Origin of the sequence: Pseudomonas syringae CC1557 (assembly GCF_000452705.1) — a bacterium.
Taxonomy (GTDB): Bacteria; Pseudomonadota; Gammaproteobacteria; order Pseudomonadales; family Pseudomonadaceae; genus Aquipseudomonas; species Aquipseudomonas syringae_F.
The window spans coordinates 895654-907882 of record NZ_CP007014.1; the positions used below are offsets into that span (position 1 = coordinate 895654).

Genomic DNA, 12229 nt, shown 5'->3' on the forward strand with positions numbered 1-12229 from the left:
CGCCCGCCGAGGCGGGCGCTTTCAGCGGTAAAAACGAGTCAGGGCACGCTTGAGGCGGCCCTGACGTGTGTTTTTATCCGTGTGCGCGGTGGACGTTGGACAGTTGCTTGTTTACCTTTGGGTTCTTGCGATAGATCAACGCCATTTTGCCGATGACCTGTACAAGGTCGGCTGAGCCAGCCTTGCACAATTCTGCAACGGCTCCCAGACGGCTTTCGCGGTCGAGGATATTGAGCTTGATCTTGATCAGCTCATGATCGCTCAAGGCGCGTTCAAGTTCTGCAAGCACACCTTCAGTCAAACCATTGTCCGCCACGATCAATACCGGTTTCAGGTGGTGGCCAATGGATTTGTATTGTTTCTTCTGCTCTGGAGTGAGCGGCATAATCTGACCTCTGCGTCTGATCTTTTAAAAGCGGCGGCCAGTTTACCCGAGCGAGTCCGGGACCGCCCGGTTAATCACGACTCGTTTATTTTTGAGGTGCCCTGTGGCCCGTTCCAAGACAAGCCATAACTGGCTCAAAGAACACTTCGACGACAAGTACGTCAAAATGGCACAGAAGGACGGCTACCGTTCACGTGCCAGTTACAAGCTTCTCGAGATTCAGGAGAAGGACAAGATTATCCGCCCGGGCATGACCGTGATCGACCTCGGTGCCGCGCCAGGCGGCTGGTCGCAGGTGACCAGTCGTCTGATTGGTGGTCAAGGGCGTCTGATCGCTTCCGACATCCTTGAGATGGACAGCATTCCTGACGTGACCTTCATTCAGGGCGATTTCACTGAGGATGCAATTCTGGAGCAGATCCTCGAAGCAGTCGGTAATACGCAGGTAGACCTTGTGATTTCCGATATGGCCCCCAATATGAGTGGATTGAGCGCTGTCGATATGCCGCGTGCAATGTTTCTCTGTGAATTGGCGCTCGATCTGGCCGGCCGGGTACTGCGTCCCGGTGGCGATTTTCTGATCAAGGTCTTCCAGGGTGAAGGCTTCGATGTCTACCACAAGGATATTCGCAAGCTGTTCGACAAGGTGCAGATGCGCAAGCCTTCGTCGTCGCGTGACAGATCGCGTGAGCAATACCTGCTGGCACGTGGCTTTCGTGGAATCGATGGCGCAGCCAGCATCGAACGGTTTTGATGTCATGCGATAGCTTTTTTCAAATGGCCTTTGCGATGCAGCATGAACGAGTATCGCGTTGTCATAGTTTCACAAAGGGTTACAGACGGTGTCTGCCGCATCTGTAGGTTCTGTAGTAAGTTAGGCCGGTGAATATCATGCGAGGCACGCTTGCTGCGTGGAGCTTGCTTCAGAGGGTAGCTAATTGAACGATATGGCAAAGAATTTGATCCTGTGGTTGATCATCGCAGCTGTCCTGGTGACGGTGATGAACAACTTCTCCAGCCCGAACGAGCCGCAGAACCTCAACTATTCCGAGTTTATCCAGCAGGTTAAGGATGGCAAGGTCGAGAAGGTTTCTGTTGACGGCTACGTCATCACGGGCAAGCGCAGCGACGGTGACACCTTCAAGACCATCCGCCCGAACATCCCGGACAATGGTCTGATCGGCGATCTGGTCAGCAACAATGTCGTGGTCGAAGGCAAGCAGCCTGAGCAGCAGAGCATCTGGACCCAGCTACTGGTGGCCAGCTTCCCGATTCTGGTGATCATCGCTGTCTTCATGTTCTTCATGCGCCAGATGCAGGGCGGTGCGGGCGGCAAGGGCGGCCCGATGAGCTTTGGCAAGAGCAAGGCGCGTCTGCTGTCTGAAGATCAGGTCAAGACGACCCTGGCGGACGTTGCAGGTTGTGACGAAGCCAAGGAAGAAGTTGGTGAGCTGGTCGAGTTCCTCCGCGACCCGGGCAAGTTCCAGCGCTTGGGTGGCCGGATTCCTCGCGGCGTGCTGATGGTCGGCCCTCCGGGCACCGGTAAGACGCTGATCGCCAAGGCCATTGCCGGCGAAGCGAAAGTACCGTTCTTCACGATTTCCGGTTCCGACTTTGTCGAAATGTTCGTGGGTGTTGGTGCAAGCCGCGTCCGTGACATGTTCGAACAGGCCAAGAAGCACGCACCCTGCATCATCTTCATCGACGAAATCGATGCGGTCGGTCGCCACCGTGGCGCTGGCATGGGTGGTGGGCACGACGAGCGCGAGCAGACCCTCAACCAGTTGCTGGTCGAGATGGATGGTTTCGAAATGAATGACGGCATCATCGTCATCGCTGCGACCAACCGCCCTGACGTGCTGGACCCTGCGTTGTTGCGTCCAGGCCGCTTCGACCGTCAGGTTGTGGTAGGTCTGCCGGATATCCGTGGTCGTGAACAGATCCTCAAGGTTCACATGCGCAAAGTGCCGATGGGTGAAGATGTAAACCCAGGCGTTATTGCTCGCGGTACTCCGGGTTTCTCCGGTGCCGATCTGGCCAACCTGGTCAACGAGGCTTCGTTGTTCGCTGCCCGGTCCGGCAAGCGCGTTGTAGAAATGAAGGAATTCGAGCTGGCCAAGGACAAGATCATGATGGGCGCCGAGCGCAAATCGATGGTCATGTCCGATAAGGAAAAGCGCAACACCGCTTACCACGAGGCGGGCCACGCTATCGTCGGACGTCTGGTGCCTGAGCATGATCCGGTCTACAAGGTTTCGATCATTCCTCGTGGTCGTGCCCTGGGTGTGACCATGTTCCTGCCGGAAGAAGACCGTTACAGCCTGTCCAAGCGTGCGCTGATCAGCCAGATATGCTCGCTGTACGGTGGTCGTATCGCGGAAGAAATGACGCTGGGCTTTGATGGTGTCACGACCGGTGCTTCCAACGACATCATGCGTGCCAGCCAGATCGCCCGGAACATGGTCACTAAATGGGGCTTGTCTGAAAAGCTTGGTCCATTGATGTACTCCGAAGACGAAGATGCTGGTTATCTGGGTCGCGGTGGTAGTCAGAATTCCAGTGTTTCTGGTGATACTGCCAAGCTGATCGACTCTGAAGTGCGCAGCATCATTGATCACTGCTACGGCACCGCCAAGCAACTGCTCACGGAAAACCGTGACAAGCTTGAGGCGATGGCCGATGCATTGATGAAGTACGAAACCATTGATGCCGATCAGATCGACGACATCATGACCGGTCGTCCGCCGCGCGAACCGCGTGACTGGGGTGGTGGTTCGGGTACCAACGGTACTCCGATAACACCGGACCCACGTCCTGAGGCGCCAATCGGCGGCCCGGCTGCCGAGCATTAAGGTCTGACATGACATCTGCGCTGTACCCAACCCGGTTGCCTTGCGGCAACCGGGTTCTTGATTTGGCCCATACGCACGTTATGGGTATCCTCAATGCAACCCCCGATTCCTTTTCAGACGGCGGCCGTTACAGTCAGCTCGATGAGGCGTTGCGTCATGCCGAGTCGATGGTGCTGGCGGGCGCGACACTGATTGATGTCGGTGGCGAGTCCACGCGTCCGGGCGCACGTCCGGTGTCAGCGCAGGAGGAGGTCGAGCGTGTCGCGCCGATCGTCGAGATTATCGCGCGCGAACTCGATGTGATTATTTCAGTTGATACGTCTACGCCTGAGGTCATGCTGGAGACGGCTGCGCTGGGTGCTGGCCTTATCAATGACGTCCGCTCGCTACAGCGTGCTGGTGCGGTGCAGGCGGCTGCAGGCACTGGGTTGCCGGTCTGCCTGATGCACATGCTGGGTGAACCGGGCACCATGCAGGAAAACCCTCACTACCAGGATCTGCTGAGTGAGGTCAGCGCGTTCTTGCTTGAACGCATGCATCAATGTGTCGCTGCCGGTATTGGCAGGCACCAGATTATCCTGGACCCGGGCTTTGGTTTCGCCAAGACACTGGATCACAATCTGAGCCTGTTCCGCCACATGGAAGCGCTGCATGCGCTCGGTCAGCCACTGCTGGTGGGTGTGTCACGCAAAAGCATGATTGGCGCGGTGTTGAACCGTTCGGTCGACCAGCGTCTTTCCGGTGGTCTGGCGCTCGCTGCTTTGGCAATGACCAAAGGAGCAAAAATTCTCCGTGTGCACGATGTCGCCGAAACGGTTGACGTGGTGCGCATGATCGCAGCTGTTGAAGCAGCTGAATAACAACAGTGGGGCATCCATGAGTACCAGGAAATATTTCGGAACCGACGGCATCCGTGGTCGTGTAGGGCAATTCCCGATCACTCCCGAATTCATGTTGAAACTGGGCTGGGCTGCGGGTATGGCGTTCCGCAAAATGGGTACGTGCCGGATTCTCGTCGGCAAGGACACCCGTATTTCCGGTTATATGTTCGAGTCCGCACTTGAAGCCGGTCTCTCCGCAGCGGGTGCCGATGTGCTGCTGCTCGGGCCGATGCCGACCCCTGCGATTGCCTACCTCACGCGTACTTTTCATGCTGAAGCGGGCATTGTCATCAGCGCTTCGCATAACCCGCATTACGACAATGGCATCAAATTCTTCTCGGGGCAGGGCACCAAATTGCCTGACGAGATCGAGATGATGATCGAAGAATTGCTTGATGCCCCGATGACCGTTGCCGAATCCGAAAATCTCGGCAAGGTCTCGCGCATCAACGATGCTGCCGGCCGGTACATCGAGTTCTGCAAGAGCAGTGTTCCGACCAGCACCGACTTTGCCGGTCTCAAAGTGGTTATAGATTGCGCGCATGGCGCGACTTACAAGGTCGCGCCCAATGTCTTCCGCGAGCTGGGTGCCCAGGTCGTGGTGCTTTCCGCGCAACCTGACGGGCTGAACATCAACAAGGATTGCGGTTCTACGCACATGGAAGCCTTGCAGGCTGCCGTGGTCGCAGAGAACGCCGACATGGGTATCGGCTTCGATGGCGATGGTGACCGTGTATTGATGGTCGACCATACTGGCACCATCGTTGATGGTGATGAGTTGCTGTACATCATTGCTCGCGATCTGCACGAGCGCGGCCGCTTGCAGGGCGGTGTGGTGGGTACGCTGATGAGCAACCTCGGCCTTGAGCTGGCCCTCGCCGAACAAAATATTCCGTTCGTGCGCGCAAATGTCGGTGACCGGTATGTGATTGCAGAGCTGCTTGAGCGCAACTGGCAGATTGGTGGCGAGAACTCTGGGCACATCGTGTGTTTCCAGCACGCTACCACGGGTGATGCGATCATCGCTTCGTTGCAGGTCATACTGGCGCTTCGTCGCAGTGGTATCAGCCTTGCCGAGGCGCGTCTGAAATTGCGCAAATGCCCGCAGATCCTGATCAATGTGCGTTTTGAGGGTTCCAGTGTCGACCCTGTTTCGCATCCTTCGGTGCAGGAAGCCTGCGCGCGCGTCACCGAGCAGATGGCAGGCCGTGGCCGGGTTCTGTTACGCAAGTCCGGCACCGAACCGTTGGTGCGCGTGATGGTGGAGGGTGAGGACGAGGCGCAGGTCCGCGGCTATGCCGAAGGGCTCGCAAAACTGGTTGCTGAAGTTTGCGCCTGATTTCGGCTTGCCAGTGTCGAAAGTGTTGGGTAACATCTGCGCCCACTTTGACCCACGAGGTGTAGCATGCGCCGCCCAATGGTAGCTGGTAACTGGAAAATGCACGGTACCCGCGCCAGCGTCGCTGAGCTGATCGAGGGGCTGGGCAAACAAGTGTTGCCGGACAACGTCGATGTTGTCGTGATGCCTGCGAGTCTGTTCATCAATCAGGTGATCGAAGGCCTTGAAGGGACTGCGATCATCGCAGGTGCGCAGGACGCAGCCATACAGGCAGCGCAAGGCGCACTGACCGGTGAGATCGCATCCAGTCAGTTGGCTGATGCAGGTTGCAGGCTGGTCCTCGTCGGGCACTCCGAGCGTCGTCAGTTGATTGGCGAGCAGGATGATGTGCTCAACAAGAAGTTCGCAGCGATCCAGGCAAGTGGTTTGACACCTGTTCTGTGTATAGGTGAGACCCTGGAGCAGCGCCAGGCCGGTCAGACGCTTGAAATCGTCGGGCGTCAACTGGACAGCGTGATTGCCGAGTTCGGCATCAATGCACTGGTCAATGCAGTAATTGCCTACGAGCCAGTCTGGGCCATTGGCACCGGATTGACCGCTTCGCCTCAAGAGGCGCAGGAAGTGCACGCAGCTATTCGTGCGCAGTTGGCGAAAGAGAATGCCGAAGTCGCACAAGGCGTGCGACTTCTCTATGGCGGCAGCGTGAAGGCGGCCAATGCGGTCGAGCTATTCAGCATGCCGGATATCGATGGGGGGCTCATTGGTGGAGCTTCCTTGAATGCAGATGAGTTCGGTGCGATCTGTCGCGCCGCGGGAAACTGAAAAAATGCTGGAAACAGTCGTAATTGTTTTTCATCTGTTGGGCGCGCTGGGCGTTGTTGCCCTGGTATTGCTGCAGCAGGGTAAAGGTGCCGACGCAGGTGCGTCTTTCGGAGCGGGTGCGTCAAATACTGTCTTCGGAGGTCAAGGAACCTCTACCTTTCTCAGTAAGTTTACTGCTATACTCGCCGCATGTTTTTTCATAACCAGCTTGGGGTTAGGTTACTTTGCTAAAGAGAAAGCTCAACAGCTGACTCAAGTAGGTTTGCCAGATCCAGCGGTATTGGAAGTGAAGCAAAAACCGGCAGCAGATGATGTGCCGGTGCTCGAAGCGCAAAAGCCAGCAGTTGTTCCTGCTGACGTACCTCCAGCTTCAGGGCAGAAGTAAAAAAGAATTCGGCGATGTTTCGCGAGGTCGCCAAAGAGTTGTAATGCCGAGGTGGTGGAATTGGTAGACACGCAACCTTGAGGTGGTTGTGCCCAATGGGTGTAGGGGTTCGAGTCCCCTTCTCGGTACCAATTAACAAGAAGGCCCGCATTAGCGGGCTTTCTTGTAGGTGGATGTTGGATTGACCCAGCAATGGATCGGTCGTATACTTCCGCCCCAGCTTTGTCGCGGGGTGGAGCAGTTTGGTAGCTCGTCGGGCTCATAACCCGAAGGTCGTTGGTTCAAATCCAGCCCCCGCAACCAGTTTTAGCGGAGCCCCTTTTAAGGGGCTTTTTGTTAGCTGGACAGTACATGACGTCGATGTTCAGCGGCGTTTTCAGGGATGGGCTTTTGCCCATTTTTTTATTTTTAAAGCATGCACGAGGGGGTTCAGGTGTCGAGCAAGCTAGAACAGTTGCAGGACTTGTTGGCCCCGGTGGTCGTGGCCCTAGGCTATCAATGCTGGGGGATCGATTTCAGTTCCCAGGGCAAGCATTCGGTGCTGCGCATTTATATCGACAAGGAAGGTGGTGTTCTGGTGGATGACTGCGCAATCGTCAGTCGCCAGATCAGCGGTGTGTTGGATGTAGAAGATCCAATCAGCACTGAGTACACCCTCGAAGTATCTTCTCCTGGCATGGAGCGCCCGCTGTTCACTATTGAGCAGTTTGCTTCGTACGCCGGGGAACAAGTAAGAATAAAGCTGCGCTCGCCCTTTGAAGGCCGGCGCAACTTTCAAGGCCTTCTCCGCGGGGTGGAGGAGCAGGATGTCGTGGTGCAGGTTGAAGACCATGAGTTCCTGTTACCGATCGACTTGATCGACAAGGCCAACATTATTCCCACGTTTGACTGAGACGTGCCGGTTACTGCGGATCCCGCGGATCCAATGGCTTGCGAAAGGCGAGGCGTACGATGAGCAAAGAAGTACTGCTGGTTGTTGAGTCGGTGTCCAATGAAAAGGGCGTTCCGGCAAGTGTGATTTTTGAAGCGCTGGAGCTGGCCTTGGCCACTGCTACCAAAAAACGTTTTGAAGATGAAGTTGAGCTGCGTGTAGAGATCAACCGCCAAACAGGTAACTACGAGACTTTCCGTCGCTGGACAGTTGTCGAAGACGAAGATCTGGACGATCCGGCTTACGAGCTGGCCGTTGATCAGGCTCAGGCTAAAAGGCCGGGTGCCGTAGCTGGCGAACTGATCGAAGAAAAAATCGACTCCATCGAATTCGGTCGTATCGCTGCACAGACTGCCAAGCAAGTCATCGTGCAGAAAGTCCGTGAAGCCGAGCGTGCTCAGGTCGTCGACGCCTACCGCGAGCGTCTGGGTGAAATCATTTCTGGTACTGTTAAAAAGGTTACGCGTGACAATGTCATCGTTGACCTGGGTAACAATGCCGAGGCATTGCTGGCTCGTGAAGACATCATCTCCCGGGAGACTTTCCGGGTCGGTGTCCGCGTCCGCGCATTGCTCAAGGAAATTCGCACTGAAAACCGTGGCCCTCAGCTGATTCTGTCGCGTACTGCGCCAGAGATGCTGATCGAGCTTTTCCGCATTGAAGTGCCGGAAATTGCCGAAGGTCTCATTGAGGTGATGGCTGCCTCTCGTGACCCGGGTTCACGTGCCAAAATCGCTGTTCGCTCCAAGGACAAACGAATCGATCCGCAAGGTGCCTGTATCGGCATGCGCGGTTCGCGCGTTCAGGCTGTTTCCGGCGAGCTGGGTGGCGAGCGTGTGGATATCGTGCTCTGGGACGATAACCCGGCGCAGTTCGTGATCAATGCAATGTCCCCTGCAGAAGTAGCGGCAATCATCGTAGATGAAGATGCGCATGCAATGGACATCGCGGTTGGCGCGGACAACCTGGCCCAGGCTATTGGTCGTGGTGGTCAGAACGTTCGTCTGGCGAGCCAGTTGACTGGCTGGACCCTGAACGTAATGACCGAATCGGACATCCAGGCCAAGCAGCAAGCTGAAACCGGTGACATCCTGCGCAACTTCATCGAAGAGCTCGAAGTCGATGAAGAACTGGCACAGGTACTGGTTGATGAAGGCTTCACCAGCCTGGAAGAGATTGCCTACGTACCGTTGGAAGAAATGCTCAACATCGACGGCTTTGACGAAGATATCGTCAGCGAGCTTCGCGCTCGTGCCAAGGATCGTTTGTTGACCAAAGCCATCGCTACAGAGGAAAAGCTGGCAGACGCCCATCCGGCCGAAGACCTGCTCTCGCTTGAGGGTATGGACAAGGATCTGGCGATGGAACTGGCGGTGCGCGGCGTAATTACCCGCGAAGACCTGGCCGAGCAGTCTATAGACGATCTGCTCGACATCGACGGCATTGACGATAATCGTGCCGGCAAGTTGATCATGGCCGCCCGAGCCCATTGGTTCGAGTAAGTAAGCGCGGCCTGAGGAGAGAAGTGCATGACGCAAGTCACGGTGAAAGAACTGGCCAAAGTGGTCGACACACCGGTAGAGCGCCTGTTACAGCAGATGCGTGAGGCAGGTCTGCCGCACACCGCCGCCGAGCAAGTTGTGACCGATAACGAAAAGCAAGCCCTGCTGACGCACCTGAAAAGTGGTCACAAGGCCAAGGTGGAAGAGCCACGCAAGATTACCTTGCAGCGCAAGACCACCAGCACCCTGCGCGTTGCTGGCAGCAAAAGCATCAGCGTTGAAGTGCGCAAGAAGAAAGTATTTGTACAGCGCAGCCCGGAAGAAATCGAAGCCGAGCGCAAGCGCGAGATGGACGAACGCCGTGCGGTAGAAAATGCCGCTCGTCAAAAGGCTGAAGAAGAAGCCAAGCGTCGCTCCGAAACAGACGCGACCAGCCAGCCAGCTGCCGCTCAGGATGCTCCGGCACCTGCGCAGCCTGTTGCTGCTGCCGAGCCTGCGCGTGAAGCACAAGCGGCCGCTGCTCCGGCACCTGCCAGCGCTGCGCCATCGGCCGACGCTCGCAAGCGTGACGAACAACGTCGCCCTGACAAGCCTCGCGCTGACGATCGCAATGCCCGTGGCGGCGACGGCGATCGCAAGAACGCTCCGCATCGCGCCTCCGTTAAAGAGAAGGCTCCGGCCCCTCGCGTTGCGCCTCGCACTACCGACGAAGAAAGCGACAGCTTCCGTCGTGGCGGTCGTGGCAAGGGCAAGCTGAAGAAGCGTAACGCCCACGGTTTCCAGAGCCCTACCGGTCCTGTGATTCGTGACGTTGCCATTGGCGAGACCATCACTGTCGGCGAGTTGTCGGCACAGATGTCGGTCAAGGCTGCCGAAGTCATCAAGTTCATGTTCAAGATGGGCACTCCGGTGACCATCAACCAGGTACTGGATCAGGAAACTGCCCAGTTGATCGCCGAAGAGCTGGGCCACAAGGTCACGCTGGTCAGCGACAATGCCCTGGAAGATTCCCTGGCCGAATCGCTGAAGTTCGAGGGTGAGTCGTTCTCCCGTGCGCCGGTTGTGACCGTAATGGGCCACGTCGACCATGGTAAGACTTCCCTGCTCGACTACATTCGTCGTGCCAAGGTAGCGGCTGGCGAAGCCGGCGGTATCACTCAGCACATTGGTGCCTACCACGTTGAAACCGAACGCGGCATGGTTACCTTCCTCGACACCCCGGGTCACGCTGCGTTTACCGCAATGCGTGCTCGTGGTGCCAAGGCGACTGACATCGTGATTCTGGTTGTTGCTGCCGATGACGGCGTGATGCCGCAGACCATCGAAGCTGTTCAGCATGCTGTTGCTGCTGGCGTGCCGCTGGTTGTAGCCGTGAACAAGATCGACAAGCCAGGTGCTGACCTCGATCGCATTCGCAGCGAGTTGTCGGTCCATGGCGTGACGTCCGAAGAGTGGGGCGGTGATACGCCTTTCGTTTCGGTCTCCGCGAAAATGGGTACTGGCGTCGACGAGCTGCTGGAAGCTGTTCTGCTGCAAGCCGAAGTCCTGGAACTCAAGGCCACTCCATCGGCTCCTGGCCGTGGTGTTGTTGTCGAGTCCCGTCTGGACAAGGGCCGTGGTCCGGTTGCTACTGTTCTGGTTCAGGACGGTACGCTGCGTCAGGGCGACATGGTTCTGGTCGGTTCGAACTTCGGCCGCATCCGCGCCATGCTCGACGAGAACGGCAAGCCAGTCAAAGAAGCAGGTCCTTCCATCCCTGTCGAGATCCTCGGCCTGGACGGTACACCGGACGCTGGCGACGAGATGAGCGTGCTGTCGGACGAGAAGAAAGCCCGTGAAGTGGCTCTGTTCCGTCAAGGCAAGTTCCGCGAAGTCAAACTGGCCCGTGCTCACGCTGGCAAGCTTGAAAACATCTTCGAGAACATGGGTCAGGCAGAGAAGAAGACGCTCAACATCGTCCTCAAATCTGACGTACGTGGCTCCCTCGAAGCGTTGAACGGCGCCTTGAACGGCCTGGGTAACGACGAAGTGCAAGTGCGCGTGGTCGGTGGCGGTGTCGGTGGTATCACCGAGAGCGACGCCAACCTGGCACTGGCCTCCAACGCTGTACTGTTCGGCTTCAACGTGCGTGCCGATGCTGGCGCTCGCAAGATCGTCGAACAGGAAGGTCTGGATATGCGTTACTACAACGTGATCTACGACATCATCGAAGACGTCAAGAAAGCCCTTACCGGTATGCTTGGCAGCGACGTTCGGGAGAATATCCTGGGCATCGCCGAAGTCCGCGATGTGTTCCGTTCGCCGAAATTCGGCGCGATCGCAGGCTGTATGGTTCTGGAAGGCACCGTTTACCGTAACCGTCCGATCCGTGTTCTGCGTGAAGACATCGTTATCTTTGAAGGCGAGCTGGAATCCCTGCGCCGCTTCAAGGACGACGCTGCCGACGTACGTGCCGGCATGGAATGCGGTATCGGCGTCAAGAGCTACAACGACGTCAAGGTTGGTGACAAGATCGAAGTCTTCGAGAAGGTCCAAGTGGCTCGCAGCCTCTAAATCGCGAGCTTCAGGAGTCATGGTGGGAGCGTCGCATGCAAATGCCCTGCTTTCCTCCATGGGCTCTAAACGCAACGCCCGGTCTGGCAATTGTCAGGCCGGGCGTTTGCCGCTTTCAGACTGTCAGGGTTTGGTCCCGGATCAGTAACAGGTAACAAACATGGCAAAAGAATACAGCCGTACCCAGCGTATCGGCGATCAGATGCAGCGCGAGCTGGCACAACTGATCCGTCGCGAAATCAAGGACCCGCGTGTGGGTCTGGTCACCATCACCGCCGTAGACGTCAGCCGTGACGTAGGTCATGCGAAGATTTTCATGACCGTCATGGGCCAGGACAACGCGGAAGATATTGCACAAACCATCAAGGTGCTTAACGCTGCCGCAGGTTTCCTGCGCATGCAGCTGGCCCGTGAAATGAAACTGCGTAGCGTGCCTCAACTGCACTTCCACTACGACGAAAGCGTTGTGCGTGGTGCGCATCTCTCGGCTCTGATCGAGCGCGCCGTGGCGCAGGACAGTCAGCACCAGGAAGGCGCTGCATCGCCTGATGCAAAGCCTGAAAGTACCGAGGAGTAAAG

General features: G+C 56.9%; 11 protein-coding genes and 2 tRNA genes. 12 read left to right on the forward strand and 1 reads right to left on the reverse strand.

The features are described 5' to 3' along the window. Nucleotides 1–73: 73 nt before the first annotated feature. Nucleotides 74–385, reverse strand: coding sequence for a YhbY family RNA-binding protein (locus N018_RS04205; protein WP_002555133.1), 312 nt, complete (start codon nucleotides 383–385; stop codon nucleotides 74–76). A gap of 103 nt (nucleotides 386–488) precedes the next feature. Here N018_RS04205 and rlmE point away from each other — a divergent pair, with 103 nt between their 5' ends. The 12 genes from rlmE (at nucleotide 489) to rbfA (ending at nucleotide 12227) form a co-directional block, all read left to right on the forward strand. Beyond that, on the forward strand, nucleotides 489–1139 hold the full coding sequence (gene rlmE / locus N018_RS04210; RefSeq protein WP_005888982.1) for a 23S rRNA (uridine(2552)-2'-O)-methyltransferase RlmE: 651 nt from the start codon (nucleotides 489–491) through the stop codon (nucleotides 1137–1139). Between the two features lie 193 nt (nucleotides 1140–1332). Next, the gene (gene ftsH / locus N018_RS04215) at nucleotides 1333–3237 is read left to right on the forward strand and encodes an ATP-dependent zinc metalloprotease FtsH (RefSeq protein ID WP_024644264.1); all 1905 of its coding nucleotides are present in this window, start codon (nucleotides 1333–1335) and stop codon (nucleotides 3235–3237) included. Between the two features lie 8 nt (nucleotides 3238–3245). Beyond that, entirely contained in the window at nucleotides 3246–4097 is an 852-nt protein-coding gene (gene folP / locus N018_RS04220) for a dihydropteroate synthase (protein ID WP_025388914.1), read from the forward strand. Nucleotides 4098–4113: 16 nt separating this feature from the next. Continuing rightward, a complete protein-coding gene (gene glmM, locus N018_RS04225; protein ID WP_024644266.1) occupies nucleotides 4114–5457 on the forward strand; it encodes a phosphoglucosamine mutase in 1344 nt (447 codons plus the stop codon). 66 nt (nucleotides 5458–5523) lie between these two features. Continuing rightward, nucleotides 5524–6279 (forward strand): triose-phosphate isomerase, encoded by a 756-nt coding sequence (gene tpiA, locus N018_RS04230; RefSeq protein ID WP_025388915.1) that lies wholly within the window; start codon nucleotides 5524–5526, stop codon nucleotides 6277–6279. Between the two features lie 4 nt (nucleotides 6280–6283). Then, nucleotides 6284–6664, forward strand: coding sequence for a preprotein translocase subunit SecG (gene secG, locus N018_RS04235; RefSeq protein ID WP_024644268.1), 381 nt, complete (start codon nucleotides 6284–6286; stop codon nucleotides 6662–6664). Between the two features lie 45 nt (nucleotides 6665–6709). Next, nucleotides 6710–6795: transfer RNA gene (locus N018_RS04240), tRNA-Leu, on the forward strand. Nucleotides 6796–6890: 95 nt separating this feature from the next. Continuing rightward, a tRNA-Met gene (locus tag N018_RS04245) sits at nucleotides 6891–6967 on the forward strand. A 130-nt stretch (nucleotides 6968–7097) separates the two neighbouring features. Next, nucleotides 7098–7556, forward strand: a complete 459-nt coding sequence (gene rimP / locus N018_RS04250) for a ribosome maturation factor RimP (RefSeq protein ID WP_024644269.1) — start codon at nucleotides 7098–7100, stop codon at nucleotides 7554–7556. Nucleotides 7557–7615: 59 nt separating this feature from the next. After that, on the forward strand, nucleotides 7616–9097 hold the full coding sequence (gene nusA / locus N018_RS04255) for a transcription termination factor NusA (RefSeq protein ID WP_024644270.1): 1482 nt from the start codon (nucleotides 7616–7618) through the stop codon (nucleotides 9095–9097). 27 nt (nucleotides 9098–9124) lie between these two features. Further along, complete coding sequence (gene infB / locus N018_RS04260; protein ID WP_024673505.1) at nucleotides 9125–11650, forward strand: translation initiation factor IF-2; 2526 nt, start codon at nucleotides 9125–9127, stop codon at nucleotides 11648–11650. A gap of 160 nt (nucleotides 11651–11810) precedes the next feature. Continuing rightward, entirely contained in the window at nucleotides 11811–12227 is a 417-nt protein-coding gene (gene rbfA, locus N018_RS04265) for a 30S ribosome-binding factor RbfA (RefSeq protein ID WP_024644272.1), read from the forward strand. The last annotated feature ends 2 nt before the right edge of the window (nucleotides 12228–12229 follow it).